The following is a 23,592-nucleotide window of genomic DNA, read 5'->3' on the forward strand; positions in this document are numbered from 1 at the left end:
GCTTATGTTTCAAAAAAAGGGGCTGTCCGATAAGTCCCTAAAATGAAGCAAGTGGAGAAAAACAATTCGTTTCTCTCCACTTGCTTTTATATTTTTTCGATTTTTATCTGAAAGTAGCTGGCGGATACCGGCTACTTTCAGTATGTTGTGGGCTAATGCCACAATCCCAAACTCAACATGTACCTTGTCGAGGCCCCGCAAAGAAAATCTGCGGAACGACCGATTGCCCTTGATGTGACCGAACACACTTTCTGCCTCGACTTTGCGTCGAGCGTAGATAGCGGCTTTCTCTTCACATTCAAGGGCTGTTTTGGCCTTTGCTTTCATTTCTTCGAAGATGGGATTCCAGTGAACTTGTCGGTTGCCTTTCGCTTTTGTGCATTTCGCTTTCAATGGGCAATCGGTACAATCTTCACATTCGTATATTTTGAAGCTTTGTTCATAGCCAGATGGATTCTTTTTGTTTTGGTATTTTTTAAACGTTACTCTCCTTCCATTCGGGCAAATAAAACAATCATCCTCTTCACAATAGGTCCAGTTTTTGGCATTTTTAATGTCTTTTTTGTATGTACGTGTTTGTTCTTTTACATAGCTCCCATAAGGAATTAGAAACTCAAAACGGGGCTCTTTCTCATCACCAACTGCATATACATAGTTTTCTTCACTACCATAGCCTGCATCCGCAATAACTGTTTGGGGCATCGGTAATGAACTGGAGGCTAGCTTCTCCATATGTGGGATAAAGCAACGTGTATCGGTCGGTCGTTGATGAATAGTATAAAACAAGATAAACTGATTCTCTGTCCCCATTTGCACGTTGTATCCGGGCTTGAGCTGACCGTTTTTCATATGGTCTTCTTTCATGCGCATGAAGGTTGCGTCTTTGTCTGTTTTCGAGTAGCTGTTACGGTCACCGAACATTTCCTTTTGTTCTTTGTATCTTGCCATTCGGGGCAGGAAATCTTCCCGAATTTGTTTCACCGATTTCTTTAATTGACTGCGTTTTTTTCGCTTCTCTTTCCGAATGGATGTATCGGTCTCCTTTTCGATTTCTTCCGTTAGCGTTTCAACTTTTTCTTCTATTTCTTTTGCGGTTTCCTCCAGGTTTTGTTCGGTGATCTCTGTATGTTGATCGCTTTCCTTTTGCCCTGTTCCGGCTTCTAATTGGGTTAATTCATGAATGTGCTTTAGTGTTTCTTGGATTTTTTCTTTTAATTTCTCTTCGAATTTCAAAGTGGATTTTTTCCACACAAAAGAATACTTATTGGCATTGGCTTCGATCTTAGTGCCATCCAAAAAGTAGTTTTCCATCGTGATGTAATGTTCTTTTATCAATTTGAGAATCATGACTTCAAAGAGCTCATCCATGAAAGCTTTCATCCGTTCCCCTCGGAACTCATTAATGGTGCGAAAATCTGGTTGTTGCATCGCTGAAAGCCACATGGCAGGAATATTTTCTTTAACGAGTTTTTCGATTCCTCGGCAGGAATAAACCTTTTGAGAATAAGCATACAGAATGATTTTCAGCATCATTTTGGGATGATAGGAACTTCTGCCGCCGCCTTTATAATGAGAAAACAATTGTTTATCTGGTATCGCCTCCACCATTTCGTCCACGACACGTGCCACGTGATGTTCGGGTATAAGAGATTCAATATCATAAATCATTTGAACTTGACGGTTGTCATATGGTTTGAAAGTAGGGGCTAAATTTCTTTTGGCAGGAGTTTTTTCTTCTTTTCCATCTAGAGGAAGTGTCATTTGTGTGTTATAATTTTCACGAGTAATCATTTGATTGCTCATAAAAAATCGTCCTTTCTGTAATGTTGTGTGGTAACTTCATTTTACTAGAAAGGACGATTTTTTTGTGCATTTTTTTTAAAAGTGAAAAATGAGGGGCTCCAAAAAGTCAGTTACCCTGACTTTTTGGACAGCCCCTTATTTTCTCCCTTCTTTTCCAACAGATACAGCAAATGTCTCCAGCGGCATGGATTCTGATTTTTGTTCTCCATACTTTCTGACATTGACCGTCTCATTTTCTGCTTCTTGATCACCGACAACGACCATGTACGGGATTTTTTGCATTTGTGCCTCACGAATTTTATAGCCGATTTTTTCATCCCGAATATCGACTTCAACACGCAAGCCTTCTTGCTGAAGACGCTGTTCTACTGTTTTGGCATAATCAAGATGCACTTCCGGCGAAACAGGGATGACTTTGACTTGCACAGGTGCAAGCCAAGTTGGGAAGGCGCCTTTATATTCCTCAATTAAGAAGGCAACAAACCGTTCCATCGTTGAAACAACTCCGCGGTGAATAACAACTGGCCGATGATGTTTGCCGTCTTCGCCAACATATGTTAAATCAAGCCGTTCCGGAAGGAGAAAATCTAGCTGAACAGTCGATAATGTTTCATCTTTTCCTAAAGCCGTCCGCACTTGTACATCCAATTTCGGTCCGTAAAATGCCGCTTCACCTTCCGCTTCATAATAATCCAGCCCGAGTTCGTCCATTGCGGCTTTCAGCATCGACTGGGCCTTTTCCCACATTTCATCATCATCATAATATTTTTCTTTATCCTCAGGATCGCGGTAAGATAATCGGAACGAATAATCTTTTATACCAAAATCCTCGTATACCTCTTCAATAAGGCGGACAACTCGGATGAATTCGTCTTTAATTTGATCCGGCCGCACGAAAATATGCGCATCGTTCAACGTCATCCCGCGAACACGCTGCAGCCCTGTCAATGCCCCTGACATTTCGTATCTGTGCATTGTTCCAAGTTCTGCAATGCGGATCGGCAATTCCCGATAGCTGTGAATTTCATTTTTGTAAATCATCATATGATGCGGGCAGTTCATCGGACGCAATACAAGCTCTTCGTTATCCATCTTCATTGGCGGAAACATATCATCTTGATAATGGTCCCAATGGCCGGAAGCTTTATAAAGATCGACGCTGCCGAGAACAGGTGTGTATACATGCTGGTATCCGAGTTTAATTTCTTTATCAACAATATAGCGTTCGATAATCCGGCGGATAGTTGCACCTTTTGGCAGCCAAAGCGGCAAGCCTTGTCCAACCTTTTGAGAAGTGGTAAACAGGTTTAATTCTTTTCCAAGCTTGCGATGATCCCGCTCTTTCGCTTCTTCAAGCATGCGGAGATGTTCTTTAAGCTCTTCTTTTGTAAAAAATGCTGTACCGTATATGCGTTGAAGCATTTTGTTTTTGCTGTCTCCACGCCAGTAGGCGCCGGCTACGCTGAGCAATTTAAATTCCTTTATTTTTCCGGTAGAAGGAACGTGGACTCCTCGGCATAGATCGAAAAATTCTCCTTGCTCATATATGGAAATGATTTCGCCTTCCGGAATATCATCGATAAGCTCAAGCTTTAAATGGTCGCCGATTTCCTCATACATTTTTTTTGCTTCATCGCGGCTTACTTCTTTACGAATAACCGGCAAATTTTCGCCGACAATTTTTTTCATTTCTTTTTCGATTTTAGGCAAATCTTCGTGTGAGATCGTTTCATCCATATCGATATCATAATAAAAACCGTTTTCAATGACGGGCCCAACTCCCAATTTTACATTTGGGTAAAGCCGTTTAATCGCTTGCGCCATTAAATGTGCTGTACTATGTCGTAAAATTTCTAACGCTTCTTTTGTATCAGGCGTCAAAATTTCAATCTGGCCGTCTTGTTCAATCGGGGTTTTTAAGTCAATAAGCTTTCCATTTATTTTACCTGCAATGGCTTTTTTCTTTAATCCAGGGCTGATGGATGCAGCGATTTCTTCCGTTGTTGTTCCGTACGGAAATTCTTTTACAGAACCGTCTGGAAAAGTAATTTTAATGGCTTCTTTCATCTTCTTTCCTCCTTTGTTTTTTCTTGCAAAAATAAACACCCGTCCCTAAAAGAAGGGACGAGTGTTGTATGTAAAACCCGTGGTTCCACCCTAGTTCCCGCTCAAAACTTTGCGCGGCTCATTTTGATAACGGAGCAATCCGCCAGCTATTACTTGGCAAAAGCCGTTCACAGCTGAAGTTTAGAGGTGGTAAGAGCATTACACGAGTTAGGAAGGTTTCAGCCTGTGCCTTCCCTCTCTTTGAACTGTGATAATACTCCCGTGTCCTCATCATAACCTTTTCGTGATGAATGATTTCAACCGTATTATAGACTGATTCGCCACCAAAAATCAAGGAGTACTGAAAGAAACTTATCGTTTTTGAAAGCTAGCCCTTGAAAAAAATCGAACCCGTTCCTGAAAGATGTTTTGGATCGTTTGAATCATTGCTTCCTCCTGTTGATCGGAGTATATATAAATTTCTAAAGGAGCAATGGATACAAGCGGGGCCAGCAAATGGGAATCAATATACATCGGGTGGCGATAAATAAATTCCCGATCAATCCACTTTTTCAATTCCAGCTCTTTTATTTCGATGAACTTTTCATTAAACACTTGAAAGGAAGTATCATGCAAAATATGAATCGTTGATAATTTCGGTTTTTTATTGAGAACATATTCCCGCAAGCTTTGAATAAAATTTTGGTATTCCTGCTCCATTTTATACTCTTCAATGGAGAGACCGACATATTCCGAAAGTCTTGATAAATAATCAGACAAGCGGAATTGAATAAATGATTCTATAGAAAAAGATTGGTTTGGCCGAAGGAAATTCGTTAAAGCAGAAATAATTAAGTTTTCTCTCGGCTCAAAATGTTTGATCATTGGAATTTCCGCCCGCTCTCCTTCCAAGATCGATTGAGCAATATGTAAAATTTGCTGTTTTTCATCTTCATCCTCAAAATAAAATTGTTTTTCAATTATAAAAAGAAGGAGACGGGGCTCTTTCACATTTAGAAAAAAGTCAACAAATGATGGTACGAGCACATCAGATATAAATGTTTCCCAATCATCTGTTTCACATGTTAATACTGTGCCGTTCAGCAAGGCTGCTTGGAAATCAAAGTTTTCCTTCTCTGTATTAAGCAATTGATGCAGATAAGAAGCTTCTTTTTCCGTTTGAAAAGTTATTTCCAGCAAAAAAAGATCCCCCCCTTTATATAGCAAGTCCTGTTTCTATATATATGGGGGGATGGCATTATTTAGAAGTGTTTGCTGTCCAGCGGTTATTCTTGTCTGCGATTTTTTCCTTTCAATTCCACGGGAATGGCCAAAAAACGAATCCTTTCCATAATTCTTTTTGCCTTTAGCTGTTCTATTTCGCCTTTTTGTGAATAAGTCAGGTGGTGTTCCAATTCGCTAAAATTAAAGTTGGATGTAAAAAAGGTCGGTAAATTTTCAAGCATGCGGAATTGGAGAATCGAGCCTAAAATGTCGTCTCTCATCCAGCTCGACATCGATTCAGCACCAATATCATCAAGCATTAATACCGGAATTTTTTTAACCGCATCAATCTTTTCATTCAGTGAATGATCTTGAAGAGCGCTTTTTAACTCCCTGACAAACTCCGGAACATATACAAGCATGGAAGGAACGCCTTTTTCCGCCAGCTCATTCGCGATCGCTCCAAGAATAAATGTCTTTCCCACGCCGAAGGAACCGTATAAATACAATCCTTTTAACCGATCATTTTGACCGTATTGCTCAACAAAATCTTGCACGAGAGACACTGCCTTCAGACGGTTTGGTTCGTTTAAATCAATATCCTCTAGGTGTGCATTGAGGATTTCCTTTGGTACATACATGCATTTAATGAGCGATTCTTGTTTTTTTCGAGCATCATATGCTTCTTTTCTCGGGCATTTATCATATTTCAGGTCGATTGTTTTTCTTTCAATAATTAATGTAGGGTGATATCCTTTTAAAATATTTTTGCACTCATCTAAATTTCGGCATTCACGGCAAAACTTGCTCTGCGTTACAAATTCATACAGTTTGCCTAAGCTGCGGTCAATCATATGTTCATCGATTTGATTTTTATGCTTTTCTAAAAATAACCTGACATCTTTGTCCGATTTTATTTGCTGTTTCAAGTTCAAATACGTTTCCCGAAACCCTTTGCTGTTCATGAATTGTTTTAAATGATTTTGCAGGGATTCCATCTTCCTCCCTCCTTTCACCTAGTCCTTCTGTTTATTTTTATATTTTTTAATCCGCTCCTGTAGCTTTTGTTTTTCTTTTTCAAACGCTTCCGGATCGATGTTTTCTACCTGTTGATTTTCGTTTTCCAAAAGCCATGAAGGGAGTTTTTCTTTTCGAACGATTTTTTTGCTGACAGTCTTCTTATCCTTTGTTTCCGCCCAAGTTAAATATTTCTTATGTTCTTTTTTCGCCACATCCACTGCATCCTTCACAGTTTTAATTCCTAATCGAGCCCAGTGGCTGGCAATTTTCTCAACATACGCTCTTGACAATCTCATATTTGTTTTTAGCAGGACATAATAAATTAAAACGTTGACAACTCCGGGAAGCAGCTTTTGCTGAAACATGACATCTTCAATAATTTTCAAATCCGCTGCGGACGGTTCAATACCGCCTGAAATATCTTTTAGAAACTGTCTTGGAGAGATGGATTCAAGCTGTCGAATTAATTCCTTATCTTTTGACTGTTCAATTTCTTCGTCTTTCACCCGCTGATTCAAAGGCTGAAGCCTATCAACAAGCTCTGGAAGACGGTTGCCGTGATTCAGCTTATACCAATCCCTCGCCCATTTTCGCAGCTCGTCTAAATTAATTTGCTCATCATGATCCAAAGAACGGATGACCAGATTTTTCATTTCAATTGGATCAATTCCATAAACATATGCTAATTTCTCAACAGCTTCCTTAACCGCAGGCGTGATCGCTTTTTTGGGCACAATATGCTCTGATAAACCGGCATAAAACAATTGAAAATCAAAGGACTGGTTTTGAATCGAAATCGGTTCTCCAGGCGCATGATCAAAAAGCTCCTGATCGTTTTCCTCGGGTTCCATTGCAATATTGGCTGAAAGCTCAGATGGGTGGATCGATTGGTATACTTCATGAAATGATCTTGTCACATCTTTGGCGTTGCTATCAACCGATTTATCGGAAAAATAGCTTTTCAATCTTTGGTACACCGTTTTTCCAACTCTGTTATATAAATATATGTTCAACATTCCATCATAAAAAAATTGTTTGGGGGAAAGAGGTCGTTGAAGTTCATAAATATATTTTTTCGGTTCGCTTTCATCGACAAGGTATGTTTTTAAAAGACCTATTCCTTCTAATTTCAAACGGTCATGATAAATTTCATTTAATGGGGATTGAGTAACAGCCATTAAAAAATGGTGGGTCGATTCCGTCCCCCAAAGACGGTTTTGTTCAAGCTCGCTCCAAAGCGTCATGTATAAGTTTAACGTTCTTGGCCCGATTAAGGGCTGGTACAGTAATGTAAGAACTTTTCGGTCAAATTCATGAATCAAACTGCTCGTACATTTCACAACGTAGCGATCAACAGGCAGCAGCTCTTTCCAGTGATGATGTCCAATCATTTTTTCAAAACCTTCCCAAATAGCATGTCATAATCTCGCAGCTCTTTTATGAACGTTCTTTTTTGATCAGTTCTTTCAATTCCTCAATAAAGACATTTATATCTTTAAATTGCCTGTAAACAGAAGCAAATCGAACGTATGCGACTTCATCAATTTCGGCTAGTCTGTCCATCACCATTTCGCCGATCGTTTCGCTTGATATTTCCGATGTACCTAGATTTCTTAGTTCTTTTTCAATATCATGCGCAGCATCTTCCAATTTTTTTAAAGAAACCGGTCTTTTCTCACAAGCTTTAATCATCCCGCGCAAAACTTTTTCCCTGCTGAACTCTTCACGTGTTCCTTCCTTTTTCACAACGATGAGCGGAATTTCTTCCACTTTTTCAAACGTTGTGAACCGATATTGACATTCCTCACATTCCCTTCGCCTCCGAATTGATCTCCCTTCATCGACTGGACGCGAATCTAAAACACGTGTTCCAAAATGGTGGCAGGAAGGGCATTTCATATCACCAGCTCCAATCTTTTTAACTAAATCAAAAAAGCTCTACCTACATCTTATTAAATAGCATTGGATCAGACAAGAAACTTTCAAGCTCTTGTATTTTTGTTATAGATAATTCGACTGAATGAAATGGATTTCTGTCAGTCCGGTCCAATCAAATGATGTTCGAACCGCCAAACAGTGATGGCAGCCATGCCAATAAAAGCTTTTTTATTTTTACATCACTACAATGAATGATTTTAAAAACATCAAAGCCTCTTTTTCATAACGGCTTTGAAGGGGGTAGAATAACTCGGTCCTTTGAGGCCACAAATAAGATGCCTCTAAATACCATTCAATATGAAATATTATTCTTTATTATAATATAAAAAGAGGTGCAGTAAAAAGCTGACACCTCTTTGCATTTCCATTCAAATTTTATTCTGTTTTCACTTTAAAGTGCTTTTGCTTGACCCTGTTTGATTTGAACAGGACCCATACCGCGAGGAATTTCAATATTTTCGCGCGTTTGAGCACCTAAAGCTTCAGAAATGTAATCCGCTGCAATATTTGGATTTAAATCACCGCAAGTGTACACATCAATGCTAGCATATCCATGCTCTGGAAAACTATGAATTGTTAGGTGTGACTCTGAAATGATCACAACTCCGCTTACACCCTGAGGCGCAAACTTATGAAACGCAACCTCCCGGATTTCAGCACCTGATTTTAATGCTGCATTTACAAACGTTTTTTCAATAAATTCCAAGTCATTCAACTTATCAAAGTCGCATCCCCACAGCTCAGAGATAACGTGACGTCCCATTGTTTCCATAGCCATGGATCCCCCTTTATAAATTTTTATGAATTCTTCGCACTCTGGTATGTTTAACTACCACGGGGGAAAGTTAGTCCAAAGAGGTCCTAACCCTTTAAGTAGCCACATTACCTTGCGTTTAAGAAGTTCACGAAAAATAGTATATATGGTTTGATTTGTTTTTGCAACATACTTTGTCAAAAATTTTGCGCTGAAAAAAGTATCCAAACAAAAAGAAGAAGAGGGTCAATCTTTGTAAAGATCAACCCTCCCATCATTTTATACAGCTGCGGCCAATTTATTCAATTTGCTTGCTACAAGTTTTGCTAAATCCACAACGCGGCAAGAGTAGCCCCATTCATTATCATACCATGCAAGCACTTTTACCTTTCTTGTTCCCATAACCATTGTCGTTAAACCGTCGACAATAGCAGAGTGCGGGTTTGTGTTGTAGTCAACCGATACGAGCGGTTCTGAAGAAAAATCTAATATCCCCTTCAGCTTTCCTTGAGAAGCTTGGATAAACGCTTCATTTACCTCTTCAACGGTCACATCGCGTTTTAGATCTACAACAAAGTCTACGAGGGAGACGTTTGGTGTAGGCACTCTTAATGCAAGACCGTGCAATTTTCCTTTTAATTGCGGTAAAACTAAACCGATCGCTTTTGCTGCACCGGTAGTTGTCGGAATGATTGATTGGGCGCACGCTCGCGCTCTTCTTAAATCTTTATGCGGATTATCAATATTTCTTTGATCGTTCGTATATGCGTGGACAGTGGTCATTAAACCATATTCAATGCCAAACTGTTCATCAAGAACTTTTGCAACAGGCGCTAGACAGTTTGTTGTGCAAGAAGCATTCGAAATAATGACATGGTTGTCAGGATCATATTGTTCTTCGTTTACACCGATAACAATCGTTACATCTTCATTTTTTCCAGGTGCTGTTAAAATGACTTTCTTCGCCCCTGCCTCAACATGCATCATCGCTTTTTCACGGGAGTTGAATTTTCCTGTCGCTTCAATCACTATGTCCACATCTAGATCTTTCCAGGGAAGTTCAATAGGATTTCGATTGTTCAAAAGAAGCACTTTATGGCCATTTACAATTAAATGATCTTCTTTTGGAATGACTTCTCCTTCAAATTTCCCATGGTTTGTATCGTATTTAATTAAATGAGCCAATGTTTCTGCTGGATAGCTTGCATTGATTGCTACGATATTCAAATCTCCTTCTAAAATTGCTTTTCTGAATACCATTCGGCCAATTCGGCCGAAACCGTTAATGGCAACCTTAGCACTCATGTGAATATCCCCTTCCGGCATTATGTTACACTTTTTATCTCCTATTCTGTTAATTAGTATATCATATTTATAAAATAACGAAACAATTATTTTAATCGTTTCTTAAAAAATATATACTAAAAATAAAAAAAACCGCTCTATTCACGAGCGGATTAACCAATTCCCCAATTCATGAGAATGTTTTCCAATTGCTGTTCCGTTTCTTCTAATGTTCCATCATTATTGATCACTGCATCGGCAAATTTTACTTTTTCTTTCAAAGGCATTTGTGCATTGATGCGTGATAAAGCTTCTTTCTTCGAAAAATTATTCCTTTTCATTAATCGTTCCAGTTGATTTTTTTCTCCCGTATAAACAACAATCACTTTATCCACTAAATGCTTCAAATTGCTTTCAAATAGAAGGGGAATATCAAGAACTACTGCTTTCGCACCTTCTGAGATCAATTGTTCCTGTCGCCTTTTCATTTCCAGCCTGACCTCAGGATGTACAATACTGTTTAGCTTCTCCCGCTTATCTTCGTTTTGAAATACAATGGAGCCTAATCGAGCTCGGTTGATCGTTAAGTCTTCGTTTAATATTTCTTTTCCGAAAGCATTTACGATCTCTGTATATGCTTTTTTGCCGACTTCTACCACTTCTCTTGCAATTAGATCTGCGTCAATAACTGGAATGCCTCTTTTTTTAAGCATTTCAGACACAGTGCTTTTTCCGCTTGCTATGCCTCCAGTTAATCCAATAATCATTGTCATATCATCATTCTCCTTTATCCTTACATGGCCCAAACACCGATCATTATTAATAATAAACCCGGGATAAATGAAAACTTTTCAAAAAACGAATAGGATGAAGCAAATCGGCCGAATTTCATTCCAATATAAACAAACATCGTGCTCATACAAGTGACGAAAATAGCTGTTAAAAAAGGTTCATACCCTGCTAAAGCCGCACCGATTCCTGCTCCGAATGAATCGAGCGAAAGAGCGATCCCAAGCAGCAAAGCTTCCACGCCTGTAATCTCGCCAGATCGATCCATATCAACTGCAGCAGGCTTTTTCAATATATGAATGACAATGCCTAACGATTTTAATTCCATATTTAAAATCGTTTTTTCACTCTTTTCCTCATCTTTCTCATCCTCTGATTCATTGTTGCGGAAAAAGGAATATAACACAAACATGCCAAGCAAAATGAAAATAGCTCCGCCAAGCCTATCCGTAAAATAGGGAGGAAGAACACTTTGAGCTATTTGTCCGGCCATCATCGCAGCGAGCAACACAATCGCCGAACAGCATGAAATAGTGATAATCGATTTAATTGGAATTTTTACTTTACGCAAACCGAACGCTAAGCCAACAGAAAAACTATCAAGACTGACTGCCAACGCCAATATTAAAACCGATCCGATTTCCGTCATTTTATCAAATGCCCCTTCTTTCCTTTTATTGCTAACATAGTAATATGAAAACCGACTAAAATGTGTTCGCTTAAAGAAGGTGGCATAAATCTTTCTACACTTGGCAAGATGAACAAAAATGTGTGCCTCTTCCCCCAATTTTTATTTTTTGGATAGGGCTTCCGCAAATTTTACATTGTTCTTTTTCTCTTGCATAGACAAATAAGTCCAGTTGAAACATCCCGATTTGCCCTTGTGAATTGACGTAGGATCGGACAGTACTTCCTCCTTTTTCAACTGCTTCCTTCAGCGTTTGAATAATTTCCCGATGCAATATTTTCACTTTTTCCGCTGTCAAATCTTTTGCCAGCCGCTCCGGATGAATGCCTGATCGAAACAATACTTCATCAACGTAAATGTTTCCTAATCCCGCCACTATTTTTTGGTCAAGCAAAACCGTCTTGATGTTTCTAGAGGTAGACTGAAGCTTGCTCATAAGTCTTTCAGCAGTAAATTGTTCCGAAAAAGGCTCCATCCCTAACTGGGACAAAGGAGGATGCTTCTCCTCCTCGCCCTTTTGATACAGATGCATAGTGCCAAATTTGCGAACATCCCGATATCTTAATTCCGTTTCATCTTGAAAGCGAAAAATGACATGTGTGTGAGGTTCAATGGGCTTTATTTTTGGATACAGTCCATATCTTCCTTCCATTCGTAAATGTGATACAAGAACATAACGATCTAAATAAAATTTTAAAAATTTCCCTCTTCTTCCGATTTCATTGATTGTTTCCCCTCTCAAAACGCGGCAAAACTGCTCTGCGTCTTCGGGACGTTTGATGATTTTCGGCCATGATACGATAACTTCATCGATGACTTTTCCTATGACAAGCTCCCTTAATGTTTTTCGAATCGTTTCTACTTCAGGAAGCTCAGGCATTATGTTCACCCCTTATCTACACTCGAAAAAGGCGGGGGAGCTTCCCTTTCCGCCTTTTTCAAATTATTTCGCTTCATACCACGTAGAACCGTAAGAATAATCAACCTTTAACGGCACTTTTAGCTGAATGGCATTTTCCATTACTTCCGGAACAAGCTTTTCTAAAATTTCAATTTCATCCTTTGGCGCTTCAAACACCAATTCGTCATGAACTTGAAGCAGCAGCCTCGTTTGCAAATTTCGTTTTTCAATTTCTTGCGCCATATCGATCATCGCTTTTTTGATAATATCCGCTGCACTTCCTTGAATCGGAGTATTCATGGCTGTTCGCTCGGCAAAGCTTCTGATATTGAAATTTCTGCTCGTAATTTCCGGAATATATCTCCGACGCTGCATTAGTGTCGTTACATAGCCTTTTTGCTTCGCCTCTTGGATTATGCCATCCATATATTCTTTAACACCTTTATAAATTTCAAAATATTTTTTAATAAATTCACCAGCTTCTTTTCGGGTAATTCCTAAGTTTTGCGACAATCCGTAATCGCTGATTCCGTAAACAATCCCGAAATTAACTGCTTTTGCCTGTCTTCTCATGTTGGAGGTCACTTTATCTTCTTCGACATGGAACACATCGATCGCCGTTTTTGTATGAATATCAAGATCTTGTTGAAACGCTTCAATCAATTTTTCATCTCCAGATATATGCGCAAGCACTCGCAGTTCAATCTGGGAATAGTCCGCAGCAAAAATGACCCAATCTTTTTCAGAAGGGATAAATGCTTGACGAATTTTGCGGCCTTCCTCAAGGCGAATCGGAATGTTTTGCAAATTCGGGTCTGTGGAGCTTAATCTTCCGGTTTGCGTTAATGCTTGATTAAATCGGGTGTGGATTTTATGCGTATCACGATGGACAACCTTCAGCAGCCCTTCAATATACGTCGATTGAAGCTTTCCGAGCTGCCGGTAATGCAAAATTTTCTCCACAATTTCGTGTTGTCCTCTCAATTTTTCTAAAACGTCCGCAGAGGTCGAATACCCCGTTTTGGTCTTTTTCAAAACCGGTAGATTGAGCTTTTCAAATAAAATCGGCCCAAGCTGCTTCGGAGAATTAATGTTAAATGACACTCCAGCTAGACGATGAATATCCTTTTCTAATTGCTTCAGCTGTTCATCAAGCTCTTTTCCCATTTCTTTCAGACGGTTGACGTCTATCTTTACTCCTGTTGTTTCCATGTCAGATAAAATGGCTGACAGCGGAAGCTCCAATTCGCTGAATAAATGAAATTGTTCATTTTCTTCTAATTCTTGTATTAATAATTCTTCCAGCTCATAAATGGCTAACGCTTTTCTGGCAAGATGTTCGCCTAAAATGTCTTCATCAGGGATATGACGTTTAGCGCCTTTTCCGTAAATCACTTCATCCTTTTGAACTAAATGTTTATTTTTTGTCTTGGCAAGCTCGGCTATGTCGTCAATCGATTCAGACGGGTTTAAAATGTATGAGGCAATGAGAACATCAAACTCAATACCTGCTAAATCAATGTTTCGCCAGCGCAGCGCCACAATTGATTTTTTCGCATCATACACCACTTTCCGCTTTGTTTCATCCTTCACCCATTCTATGAACTCTTTTGAATGTAGCGCAATTTCGGCTGGAATATAAAAACATCCATTTTCGTTTGCGATAGAAAACCCGATGATTTCTCCAGTATGATAATTTTCATCAATGATTTCCACTAAAAGAGCTGCCTTCTCTGATAAAACCTTGTCTGACAGCTTTTCAACTTTTTCGAACTTAATCGTCGGCATTTCATCCGCTTCTTCATTCTCATGCTCTCCCATTTTGTCTAGGAGCGATTGGAAGCCTAGTTCCTTAAAAATTTTCACTACTTTTTCTTTGTCATAGCCTTTATACTCAAGGTCTTGAATTTTTATTTCGACAGGAGCTTCACAATTAATTGTCGCAAGCTGTTTGCTCATTAATGCTTGCTCTTTATAGTTTTGTAAGTTTTCCTTTAATTTTTTTCCATTTACTTCTTCAATCGAATTTAAAATATTTTCGACTGTCTCAAACTGTTTCAGCAATTTAATCGCGGTTTTCTCTCCAACGCCGGGCACACCTGGGATATTATCTGATTGATCGCCCATCAATCCTTTCAAATCAATAATTTGTGCCGGGCTTAGCCCATACTTCTCTTGAATCGATTCAGGCGTGTTCGGTTCAACATCCGTAATTCCTTTTTTCGTGATGGAAACGGTCGTTTTTTCAGTTGCCAGCTGTGTTAAATCCTTATCTCCGGAAATAATTTTCACTTCAAAATCTTGCTTCTCAGCTTGTCTCGCAACTGTTCCAATAATATCATCAGCCTCATAATTTTCGAGCTCATATGTTGTAATTTTGTAGGCATCAAGCAAATCCCGTATAAATGGTAGCTGCTCCGACAATTCAGGCGGGGTTTTTTGCCGAGTTCCTTTATATTCTTTAAAAGTTTTATGCCGGAACGTTGTTTTCCCTGCATCAAATGCAACAAGGATATGTGTCGGTTTTTCTTCCTCCAGTACTTTTAACAGCATATTTGTAAAGCCGTAAATTGCATTCGTATAAATCCCCTTATCATTATTTAAAAGCGGCAAAGCGAAAAACGCTCTGTAAGCAATACTGTTTCCATCAATTAAAACTAGCTTCTTTGTCACTACTACTAGCCTCCTTCAACTAAAAAAGCCATGCCTTCCTTCTATTCTACCATTACTTTCAGCAGAAGAAAAAACATGGCTTATCGATTTTATTCTGTTTCTCCCATTAATATTTTGGCGTATGGAGAATCGAACGGGAGAACGATGACTGTTTCACCGTCGATTGTTTTCTTGTAGGATTGAAGTGTTCTATATAATTCATAAAATTTAGGATCTTTTGAATAAGCCTGGTTATAGAGCTTCGCCGCCTCCGCCTCTCCATGACCGCGGATGGTTTCAGCTTGAGCTTCAGCTTTTGCCAGCATTTCTTTTACTTGTCTGTCCGTTTCAGCAACAATTCGATTTTTTTCTGCATCCCCCATCGATAAATATTCTTGGGCTTTTGATTCCCGCTCTGATATCATCCTAGTAAATACCGATTTTTCATTTGCTTCCGGCAAATCCGTCCGTTTAATTCTTACATCAACCACCTTAATGCCGAAATGATTTTGTTCAAGCAGGTTATTAACAATATTTGTGATTTTGTCATTGAGGCTCCCGCGGGAAGACTTTTCATCATTAATAATTTCATCATAATTCAGTTTTCCAAGCTGCGATCTCACAGTGGAAAAGATAAATTCCGACATTTTTGCCTCTGCATTGACAACTGTTCTTGCATTGGCGATCATTTCTTTCGGATCTTCGATTCTCCAAACCGCATAGTTGTCAATTAATATTCGTTTTTTATCCTTTGTATTGATTTCCGCTTCCTCCACATCATACGTTAATTGATGCTTTGGAAGACTTTCAACTGTTTGTATGAAAGGAATTTTTAAATGGAGGCCGGGCTTCTCTATAATTTTTACAACTTCGCCAAATTGACGAACGACTTTATATTCATTTTCTTTCACAACAAAAACGTTGCTGAATAAAAATAGCAAACACGCAAATAAACCGGCTATAACAGACCCTAGGCGTATGTATTTCTTCCATTCAAAATTAATTTTCTTTTCATTCTTGTCCATTGTTTTCACCTCTTTTTTGCGTGTTCTCACTCGATTGATCAGCTTTTTGCTGACTTTGCTGATCATTAGGCAGCACTTGCTGCATAGGCTGAACAGGAAAATACTTCATTGTATTTCCATCATCCTTCATAATGTAAATTTGCGCATTTGGCAGCACGCTGTCTATTGTTTCTAAAATTAGACGTTTTTCTGTGATTTCTTTCGAATTTTTGTATTCATTGTATAAAGAATTAAATAGTGCGACTTCCCCTTTCGCTTGTTCAATTCTGGACGCTCTGTCCCCTTCAGCTTTGGAGATGATTGCATCGCGCTCTCCTTCTGCCTCTTTTGTTCGTTTATTCCTATATTTATTGGCTTCGTTTATTTTCGTATTCATCATTTCTCTTGCATCCGTAACGTTTGTAAACGCCTTTCGAACTTCTTCGTTCGGCAAATCAACATCCTGCAATTTGACCGCAATGATTGAAATGCCAATATCATACTTTTTCATCAACGAGCTTAATAATTCTTGCACTTGAGCTTCAATTTCCACTTTTCCGCTCGTTAAAGCATTGTCAATTTTTGTGCTTCCAATAATGCTTCTTAACGAAGCAGATGTTGCATCCCGCAAAATTTCCTTTGGATTTTCAGCATTGAACAAATATTTTGCCGGATTCGTTATTTTCCATTGAACGACCATATCTGCTAACACAATGTTTTCATCGCCTGTAATCATTTTTGTTTCCTTTGGAAAAGACTCAACTTTTCCATCTTTTTCTTTATATCCAAATTGTAAACTGAATGTTTCTTTGGATAGTTTTTTTACCGATTGAATCGGCCATGGCCATTTAAAATGAAGCCCAGGCTCAGTTATACCCTCTTCCACTTTTCCAAATGTAGTAATAACCGCTTGTTCCGACTCGTCTACAGTATACCAGGAAGTAATCGCAGCAAGACCGAGAATGCTGATCAGAAAAATAAATCCAATAATTGTTAATAATCTTCTTATGCTTACCATTATATCCCCCCATCTCTCTCTATTTATTATTTCATACGAAAAAAGTACGATTTTGTTTCATTTAAAAAACGCAGCCATAAAAAAAAGACGGAAACGTAATTGTTTCCATCTGCAAATGGGCTCCTTGGATGAAGGGGTTTTCGAATGCCATTTTAACAATCAAATGTTAACTTAGCATAAATTGGATGTAAATCTTATGTTAAACTATTCATTGTATCTTTGAAAAGTCACAGTAAAAGTCGTTCCAACACCAACGGTGCTTTTGACTGTCAAATTTGCTTGGTGGGCTTCTACTAAATGTTTTACGATCGCAAGCCCTAAACCAGTTCCACCTGAGTTTCTGCTTCTAGCTTTATCAACTCTATAAAAACGCTCAAAAATTCTAGGAATTTCCTCTTCTCTAATTCCAATTCCGGTGTCTTGAACAGAAATGGCTACTTCATCATGTCCAGCCTTAACAGAAAGGGTCACTTTTCCGCCAGCTGGCGTATACATAATTCCGTTGCTGGCTAAGTTTATAAAAATTTGCTTCAGCCGATGAGGATCGCCTTCAATAAAAACAGGCTCGTCTGGAACATCCAATATAAAATCAATATTTTTTTCTTTCGCTTTTCTATCTAGCAAATGATGAATTTCTTTTAAAAACTCGTTTACATTGCATTTTCTAAGCTCCAGCTGAAAGCCCTGCTGCTCGATTTTTGATAAATCTAATAAATCTTGAATTAAAGATTGCATTCGTTCGCTTTCTTTTAAAATGATGGATAAAAAAAAGTGCAATGTTTGTTCATCTTTCATGGCGCCATCCAGCAATGTTTCAGAAAACCCTTTGATGGAGGTGATCGGTGTTTTTAATTCATGAGATACATTTGCTACAAAATCTTTTCGTATTTGTTCAAGCTTTTTCAATTCGGTAATATCGTGAAAAACAAGAACGACGCCTTTCCATACTTCACTTTTTCCAATGATCGGAGCACCGTAAACTTCAAAATGCTTTCTTTCGATGTTAACAGGAAGCATAATATGCTTTCTTATATTTGATTCCGTCAAAAAAATTTCTTCGACCATTTGAATAATTTCTTTATATGCGATCGCTTCTTGGTAAGATTTATATAAATAATCCTCTTGATTAATTTGAAAAATTTCTTTAAAGGCTTTATTCATCAGGCTAATATAGCCACGTTCATCAATGAAAAGAAGACCGCTTCCCATGTTTTCAATCAATGTTTGCAGCCTTTCCTGGTGCAATTCCTGGGTTCTTGTCATGTCTTGAAGGTTGCGTGCCAAAATGTTGATGGATTTGCTCAACATACTCGTTTCGTCGCCTGATGAATTTTCATATGTTCTCGCTTTGTAATTTCCTTTTGCAAGCTCCATCGCCACTTCTGTCGCCGATTCGATCGGTTTCGTATACTGCTTCATAATGCGGGTGCCAAAAATTAAAATGATCGTTAATGCCGCAATAAGACTCCCTATAATGAAAAACCAAATTTCTTTATTCATCGCTTCGAAATATTTGATGGAAGTCCCGAAAACTAAAAATCCCTTTCGTTCATCTTGTTGAAAGATGGGAATACCGTAAAATAACAAATCAGCTTGATCGAGACCTAGGCGAAATCCTTCCTTTGCATTTCGGTGGTTGGTCAAGATCAGTTCTGATAACCTTTCGTCGCTTTGATGAAAGCTAGGACCTGTTTTAAAAACGATGTTTCCGTCCATATCCATAAAAAGAAGGAGTGAGTTTAACTTTTCGCTCATTTCCTCCATTTTATGCTTCATTTCGGTAGAACCGATCTTTTCATTCTCAATGACCAGCTTGATCAACTCGGCTTCTTTTTTAAATTGCTTCTCATAATTGATGAAGTAAAACGATTGAAATAATTGTCCTAAAATAAATCCAAAACCAAGCAGAACAGTAATAATTAATGCTGTAAACGCAAGAAGCAGTTTTGAACGGAACTTACTCATTTAGCTTTGGATCCTCCAGTTTGTAGCCTAGACCTCTGATCGTTTTAATATATTCAGGCTTTTTCGTATTCCGTTCAATTTTTTCTCTTAAATGGCTGATATGAACATCCACTATTCTTGTATCACCGGCAAAATCATAATTCCAAACAGCGCTTAATAACTGATCCCTTGTCAAAACTCGGCCTTTATGTTTCGCAAGATAAAGAAGCAGTTCAAACTCTTTCGGTGTAAAGTCAAGTCTTTCTTGTTCAAAATAAGCTTCATATCGTTCAGGCATAATTTTTAAATCACCGATAATAATGTTGTTTTCTTCCGCTTCTTTTTTTACATGCATGTGAGCATCTTCTGATCTGACACGCCGCAGGATTGCTTTTACCCGAGCGATAATTTCTCTTGGACTGAACGGTTTTGTCATGTAATCGTCCGCACCTAACTCAAGCCCAAGCACCTTATCAAATTCATCATCTTTTGCCGTAAGCATTAAAATGGGCGTCATCACTTTGCGCTGTCTAAGCTGTTTACAAATTTCCATACCATCTATACTCGGGAGCATTAAATCAAGCACAATTAAATCCGGTGCATCTGTAATTGCTTTTTCAAATCCTTCGCTTCCATCCTGAGCAGTAATGACTTCATAGCCTGCTTGTTCAAGATTATACTGAAGAAGAGTGACAATCGATTGTTCATCATCCACTACTAATATTTTTTTACTCATAAAATCCTCCAATAATTTTCTCCTACTGTTCTTATTATTCTTTATTATTATTATAGTCCACGAAGCAGAAAGAACCAATACAAGAAAAGCTGCTTTCAGAAGATTTTAAAGAATCGATAGAAACATGATGGAGCGGTTTTGAAGCGGAAATTGAAAAAGCGGACGAATTTTCTATGCAAACTCTCTTTTTTCTTTTATAAGAAAAAGGAGGAACATAACATGTCCTCCTTTTTCTATCATGCACTATATTAATGCTTTCATAACATTTCTTACAGATTCCGCAGATTTTTCCAAAGCTGCTTTTTCTTCATCCGTCAGTTCAAGCTCAATAATTTGCTCTAAGCCATTGCCTCCAAGAATTGTTGGAACGCCTAAATAAATACCTTCAAAACCGTATTCTCCTTCTAAATATGCAATGGCAGGCAATACGCGGCGCTGATCTTTAACAATCGCTTCCACCATTTCTACAAGAGATGCGGCTGGTGCGTAGTATGCGCTTCCGTTTCCAAGCAGGTTAACAATTTCTCCCCCGCCTTTTCTAGTTCTTTCAACAATCGCATCCAAGCGCTCTTTCGGAATTAATTTTTCTAACGGAATGCCCCCTGCGTATGAATAGCGAACTAATGGCACCATATCATCTCCGTGGCCGCCTAACACAAATCCTGTAATGTCTTTGACTGATAAATTCAATTCTTGAGCAACAAATGTACGGAATCTTGCGGTATCTAAAACTCCAGATTGACCGATGACGCGGTGTTTTGGAAATCCGGATTCTTTATAAACAGTGTAAGTCATTGCATCAACCGGATTTGTCAGCACAATGATAATGGAATTTGGGGAATATTTTACAACTTCTTTTGTGACGCTTTTCATTACTTTTTGGTTGGTCTGCACTAAATCGTCTCGACTCATTCCAGGTTTTCTTGCAATTCCTGCCGTGATCACAACAATATCGGAATCAGCCGTTTCCTCATAGTTTGATGTTCCGATAATGTTCGCATCAAATCCAAGAACAGGGCTTGATTCAAGCATGTCTAACGCTTTCCCTTTTGTCGGATTCTCTGCTTGCGGAATGTCAACGAGCACAACATCTCCCAGCTCTTTTTTTGCCAGCAAAAAAGCTGTTGTCGCACCAGTAAATCCAGCACCAATGACAGAAATTTTCTTTCTTTTAATCGCCATTTCAAGCATCCATCCTCTCTTTTATGTAAGTGATTTTTTCAAAAATGAATCTAAATGGAGAGCTACTTCGTAAAGAAGCAGCTCTCAGTTCTTTGTTTAACCCATGTTTTTAATCAATTCATTGCCGAATTCAGAGCATTTTACTTCCGTAGCTCCGTCCATGAGGCGTGCAAAGTCATAGGTGACAACTTTTGAAGCGATCGTTTTTTCCATTGCTTGAATGATTAAATCAGCTGCTTCTTTCCAGCCTAAATGTTCGAGCATAAGCACTCCAGAAAGAATTACGGAAGATGGATTCACTTTATCAAGTCCGGCGTATTTTGGTGCTGTACCGTGTGTTGCTTCAAAAATCGCATGCCCTGTCTCGTAGTTAATGTTTGCTCCTGGAGCAATACCGATTCCGCCTACTTGTGCAGCCAAAGCATCCGAAATGTAGTCTCCATTTAAATTCATCGTTGCTACTACATCAAACTCGCGCGGACGAGTAAGAATTTGCTGTAGGAAAATATCTGCAATTGCATCTTTAATTATAATTTTTCCAGCTTTTTCTGCTTCTTCTTGCGCTTTGTTAGCCGCTTCTTTTCCTTCTTTTTCAACAATGCGGTCATACTCAGCCCATGTGAATACTTTATCGCCAAACTCTTGCTCAGCCAATTCATATCCCCAATTTTTAAACGCGCCTTCTGTAAATTTCATAATGTTCCCTTTATGAACAAGGGTGACAGATTTTCTTCCGTGTTCAATTGCATAGTTAATGGCCGCCCGGACAAGCCGTTTCGTTCCTTCTTCAGAAATAGGCTTAATGCCGATTCCGGACGTTTCAGGGAAACGGATTTTGTTTACTCCCAGCTCTTTTTGTAAAAATTCAATGACTTTTTTTACTTCTTCTGTCCCTTTTGCATACTCTATGCCAGCATAGATGTCTTCGGTATTTTCACGGAAAATTACCATGTCTGTATCTTGAGGACGTTTTACAGGGGAAGGAACTCCGTTGAAATAACGGACAGGTCTTAAGCACACAAATAAATCCAGCTCTTGGCGAAGAGCAACGTTTAAAGAACGGATTCCTCCACCTACAGGAGTTGTTAACGGACCTTTGATCGCAATCATATACTCGCGTATCACATCAAGCGTTTCTTGAGGAAGCCATTCCCCAGTCTCTTTAAAAGCTTTTTCACCAGCAAGCACTTCTTTCCAAACGATTTTCTTTTCGCCATTGTATGCTTTTTCTACAGCTGCTTCCAGCACTTTTGACGCAGCTCTCCAAATATCAGGACCAGTGCCGTCTCCTTCAATAAACGGAATTATAGGATCATTTGGAACGTTTAAAGTACCATTTGTCATTGTAATTTTTTGACCTTCTGCCACAATCATTACCTCCTAAATATGTATTCTCTATTTGTGTATAAAAGCATGGCCATGCTTAACAGGGAAGAAAAAGGAATCCCTTTTCTATTTTACCTGTTAGCTGCGCTTTTCGATAGGGATAAATACTTGTTTTTCTGGTCCTGTATATTCCGCACGAGGACGAATCAATCGATTGTTTTCATATTGCTCTAAAATATGGGCTAACCATCCAGATGTGCGGCTTATTGCAAAAATCGGCGTAAATAAATCATGATCAATACCTAAGCAATGGTATACAGACGCTGAATAAAAATCAACATTCGGCGGTAAAGATTTTTCAGATGTTACGATTTCCTCAATTTTAGTTGACATTTCATACCATTTCGTTTCACCGGTGATTTCTGTTAGTCTGCGGGACATTTCTTTTAAATGTTTGGCACGAGGATCCCCTTTGCGATAAACTCGATGACCAAATCCCATAATTTTTTCTTTGTTTGCTAATTTTTCGCGAATGTAAGATTCTACATTTTCAGGTTCACCAATTTCTGTTAACATTCGCATAACGCGTTCGTTCGCACCGCCATGCAACGGTCCTTTCAATGCTCCAATTGCCGCAGTAATTCCGGAATAAATGTCCGAAAGCGTTGCCACACATACTCTTGCAGTAAATGTCGAAGCATTCAATTCATGGTCTGCATGAAGAACGAGCGCTTTGTTGAAGGCTTCAATGGAAGTTTGATCAGGTTCTTCACCTTTTAACATATATAAGAAATTAGCGGCAAAGCCTAAATCTGTTCTCGGTTGAACAGGCTCCAATCCTTTGCGGATGCGGGCAAAAGCAGCGACAATTGTAGAAATTTTCGCCTGCAATCGAATTGCTTTTCGATAATTTGCCTCATCAGACATGTTGTCCGCTTCTTCGTCATACAATCCAAGCAAAGATACAGCTGTTCTCAAAGCTGCCATCGGATGAACTTTATCAATCGGATAAGTTTTAAAATGTTCTAATATTTCATTCGGTATCGACGCATTCTCAGCAAGCTGCTTTCTTAATTCCTCTAATTGCTCCTTATTCGGAAGCTTTCGATGCCAAAGCAGGTAAACAACTTCTTCAAAGCTTGCGTTTTGAGCTAAATCGTCAATATTGTAACCAACATATGTCAATGTATCATCAATAATAGAACTTATTGATGAAGTTGTGGCTACCACGCCCTCTAGTCCACGCGTTGCTGTCATGGCTATCTCCCCTTTACATAAAAATT

Annotated in this window: 19 protein-coding genes; all 19 read right to left on the reverse strand. The window is 38.8% G+C overall.

Going from position 1 to position 23,592, the window contains the following annotated elements:
* Positions 1 to 9: 9 nt before the first annotated feature.
* The 19 genes from NSQ71_RS13840 to citZ all read right to left on the reverse strand — a co-directional run bounded on the left by NSQ71_RS13840 (position 10) and on the right by citZ (position 23,566).
* Positions 10 to 1,803, reverse strand: a complete 1,794-nt coding sequence (locus NSQ71_RS13840) for an IS1182 family transposase (protein WP_340734109.1) — start codon at positions 1,801 to 1,803, stop codon at positions 10 to 12.
* A 135-nt stretch (positions 1,804 to 1,938) separates the two neighbouring features.
* The gene (gene thrS, locus NSQ71_RS13845; RefSeq protein ID WP_066247800.1) at positions 1,939 to 3,870 is read right to left on the reverse strand and encodes a threonine--tRNA ligase; all 1,932 of its coding nucleotides are present in this window, start codon (positions 3,868 to 3,870) and stop codon (positions 1,939 to 1,941) included.
* Positions 3,871 to 4,221: 351 nt separating this feature from the next.
* Positions 4,222 to 5,049, reverse strand: coding sequence for a putative sporulation protein YtxC (gene ytxC / locus NSQ71_RS13850; RefSeq protein WP_063387414.1), 828 nt, complete (start codon positions 5,047 to 5,049; stop codon positions 4,222 to 4,224).
* Positions 5,050 to 5,135: 86 nt separating this feature from the next.
* Entirely contained in the window at positions 5,136 to 6,071 is a 936-nt protein-coding gene (gene dnaI, locus NSQ71_RS13855) for a primosomal protein DnaI (RefSeq protein WP_063387413.1), read from the reverse strand.
* An 18-nt stretch (positions 6,072 to 6,089) separates the two neighbouring features.
* The gene (locus NSQ71_RS13860; protein ID WP_094246325.1) at positions 6,090 to 7,484 is read right to left on the reverse strand and encodes a replication initiation and membrane attachment family protein; all 1,395 of its coding nucleotides are present in this window, start codon (positions 7,482 to 7,484) and stop codon (positions 6,090 to 6,092) included.
* A 46-nt stretch (positions 7,485 to 7,530) separates the two neighbouring features.
* A complete protein-coding gene (nrdR, locus tag NSQ71_RS13865) occupies positions 7,531 to 7,992 on the reverse strand; it encodes a transcriptional regulator NrdR (RefSeq protein WP_063387411.1) in 462 nt (153 codons plus the stop codon).
* A gap of 430 nt (positions 7,993 to 8,422) precedes the next feature.
* The gene (gene speD / locus NSQ71_RS13870; RefSeq protein WP_063387410.1) at positions 8,423 to 8,803 is read right to left on the reverse strand and encodes an adenosylmethionine decarboxylase; all 381 of its coding nucleotides are present in this window, start codon (positions 8,801 to 8,803) and stop codon (positions 8,423 to 8,425) included.
* Positions 8,804 to 9,064: 261 nt separating this feature from the next.
* Positions 9,065 to 10,090 carry a glyceraldehyde-3-phosphate dehydrogenase gene (locus NSQ71_RS13875; protein WP_063387490.1) on the reverse strand — a complete coding sequence of 342 codons (1,026 nt, stop codon included), beginning with the start codon at positions 10,088 to 10,090 and terminating at the stop codon, positions 9,065 to 9,067.
* 152 nt (positions 10,091 to 10,242) lie between these two features.
* Positions 10,243 to 10,842 (reverse strand): dephospho-CoA kinase, encoded by a 600-nt coding sequence (gene coaE, locus NSQ71_RS13880; protein WP_063387409.1) that lies wholly within the window; start codon positions 10,840 to 10,842, stop codon positions 10,243 to 10,245.
* A 20-nt stretch (positions 10,843 to 10,862) separates the two neighbouring features.
* A complete protein-coding gene (gene ytaF, locus NSQ71_RS13885) occupies positions 10,863 to 11,645 on the reverse strand; it encodes a sporulation membrane protein YtaF (RefSeq protein ID WP_340734110.1) in 783 nt (260 codons plus the stop codon).
* Positions 11,602 to 12,426, reverse strand: coding sequence for a DNA-formamidopyrimidine glycosylase (mutM, locus tag NSQ71_RS13890; RefSeq protein ID WP_130156137.1), 825 nt, complete (start codon positions 12,424 to 12,426; stop codon positions 11,602 to 11,604). Before mutM ends, ytaF begins: the two co-directional genes overlap by 44 nt.
* Positions 12,427 to 12,489: 63 nt before the next feature.
* The gene (gene polA / locus NSQ71_RS13895) at positions 12,490 to 15,120 is read right to left on the reverse strand and encodes a DNA polymerase I (RefSeq protein WP_340734111.1); all 2,631 of its coding nucleotides are present in this window, start codon (positions 15,118 to 15,120) and stop codon (positions 12,490 to 12,492) included.
* An 89-nt stretch (positions 15,121 to 15,209) separates the two neighbouring features.
* The gene (gene hflC, locus NSQ71_RS13900) at positions 15,210 to 16,124 is read right to left on the reverse strand and encodes a protease modulator HflC (protein WP_339197026.1); all 915 of its coding nucleotides are present in this window, start codon (positions 16,122 to 16,124) and stop codon (positions 15,210 to 15,212) included.
* Positions 16,111 to 17,121 (reverse strand): FtsH protease activity modulator HflK, encoded by a 1,011-nt coding sequence (gene hflK, locus NSQ71_RS13905; RefSeq protein WP_066247808.1) that lies wholly within the window; start codon positions 17,119 to 17,121, stop codon positions 16,111 to 16,113. The genes hflC and hflK overlap by 14 nt, the downstream gene beginning before the upstream one ends.
* 204 nt (positions 17,122 to 17,325) lie before the next feature.
* Complete coding sequence (pnpS, locus tag NSQ71_RS13910) at positions 17,326 to 19,086, reverse strand: two-component system histidine kinase PnpS (RefSeq protein ID WP_339197028.1); 1,761 nt, start codon at positions 19,084 to 19,086, stop codon at positions 17,326 to 17,328.
* The gene (locus tag NSQ71_RS13915) at positions 19,079 to 19,801 is read right to left on the reverse strand and encodes a response regulator transcription factor (RefSeq protein ID WP_063387489.1); all 723 of its coding nucleotides are present in this window, start codon (positions 19,799 to 19,801) and stop codon (positions 19,079 to 19,081) included. Before NSQ71_RS13915 ends, pnpS begins: the two co-directional genes overlap by 8 nt.
* 243 nt (positions 19,802 to 20,044) lie before the next feature.
* Positions 20,045 to 20,983 carry a malate dehydrogenase gene (gene mdh / locus NSQ71_RS13920; RefSeq protein WP_063387488.1) on the reverse strand — a complete coding sequence of 313 codons (939 nt, stop codon included), beginning with the start codon at positions 20,981 to 20,983 and terminating at the stop codon, positions 20,045 to 20,047.
* A gap of 96 nt (positions 20,984 to 21,079) precedes the next feature.
* Positions 21,080 to 22,351, reverse strand: coding sequence for an NADP-dependent isocitrate dehydrogenase (gene icd / locus NSQ71_RS13925; RefSeq protein WP_066247811.1), 1,272 nt, complete (start codon positions 22,349 to 22,351; stop codon positions 21,080 to 21,082).
* 96 nt (positions 22,352 to 22,447) lie between these two features.
* A complete protein-coding gene (citZ, locus tag NSQ71_RS13930) occupies positions 22,448 to 23,566 on the reverse strand; it encodes a citrate synthase (RefSeq protein WP_063387400.1) in 1,119 nt (372 codons plus the stop codon).
* Positions 23,567 to 23,592: the final 26 nt, after the last annotated feature.

The sequence above is a fragment of the Aeribacillus sp. FSL M8-0235 genome (genome assembly GCF_038000355.1).
Taxonomy (GTDB): Bacteria; Bacillota; Bacilli; order Bacillales; family Aeribacillaceae; genus Aeribacillus; species Aeribacillus composti.

Excerpts from the sequence above, each read along its gene's own strand:
- NSQ71_RS13840 (WP_340734109.1), bottom strand. The coding sequence starts at position 1,803 with ATGAGCAATCAAATGATTACTCGTGAAAATTATAACACACAAATGACA.
- thrS (WP_066247800.1), bottom strand. The coding sequence starts at position 3,870 with ATGAAAGAAGCCATTAAAATTACTTTTCCAGACGGTTCTGTAAAAGAA.
- dnaI (WP_063387413.1), bottom strand. The coding sequence starts at position 6,071 with ATGGAATCCCTGCAAAATCATTTAAAACAATTCATGAACAGCAAAGGG.
- NSQ71_RS13860 (WP_094246325.1), bottom strand. The coding sequence starts at position 7,484 with ATGATTGGACATCATCACTGGAAAGAGCTGCTGCCTGTTGATCGCTAC.
- nrdR (WP_063387411.1), bottom strand. The coding sequence starts at position 7,992 with ATGAAATGCCCTTCCTGCCACCATTTTGGAACACGTGTTTTAGATTCG.
- speD (WP_063387410.1), bottom strand. The coding sequence starts at position 8,803 with ATGGAAACAATGGGACGTCACGTTATCTCTGAGCTGTGGGGATGCGAC.
- NSQ71_RS13875 (WP_063387490.1), bottom strand. The coding sequence starts at position 10,090 with ATGAGTGCTAAGGTTGCCATTAACGGTTTCGGCCGAATTGGCCGAATG.
- coaE (WP_063387409.1), bottom strand. The coding sequence starts at position 10,842 with ATGACAATGATTATTGGATTAACTGGAGGCATAGCAAGCGGAAAAAGC.
- mutM (WP_130156137.1), bottom strand. The coding sequence starts at position 12,426 with ATGCCTGAGCTTCCTGAAGTAGAAACGATTCGAAAAACATTAAGGGAG.
- hflC (WP_339197026.1), bottom strand. The coding sequence starts at position 16,124 with ATGGACAAGAATGAAAAGAAAATTAATTTTGAATGGAAGAAATACATA.
- hflK (WP_066247808.1), bottom strand. The coding sequence starts at position 17,121 with ATGGTAAGCATAAGAAGATTATTAACAATTATTGGATTTATTTTTCTG.
- pnpS (WP_339197028.1), bottom strand. The coding sequence starts at position 19,086 with ATGAGTAAGTTCCGTTCAAAACTGCTTCTTGCGTTTACAGCATTAATT.
- NSQ71_RS13915 (WP_063387489.1), bottom strand. The coding sequence starts at position 19,801 with ATGAGTAAAAAAATATTAGTAGTGGATGATGAACAATCGATTGTCACT.
- mdh (WP_063387488.1), bottom strand. The coding sequence starts at position 20,983 with ATGGCGATTAAAAGAAAGAAAATTTCTGTCATTGGTGCTGGATTTACT.
- citZ (WP_063387400.1), bottom strand. The coding sequence starts at position 23,566 with ATGACAGCAACGCGTGGACTAGAGGGCGTGGTAGCCACAACTTCATCA.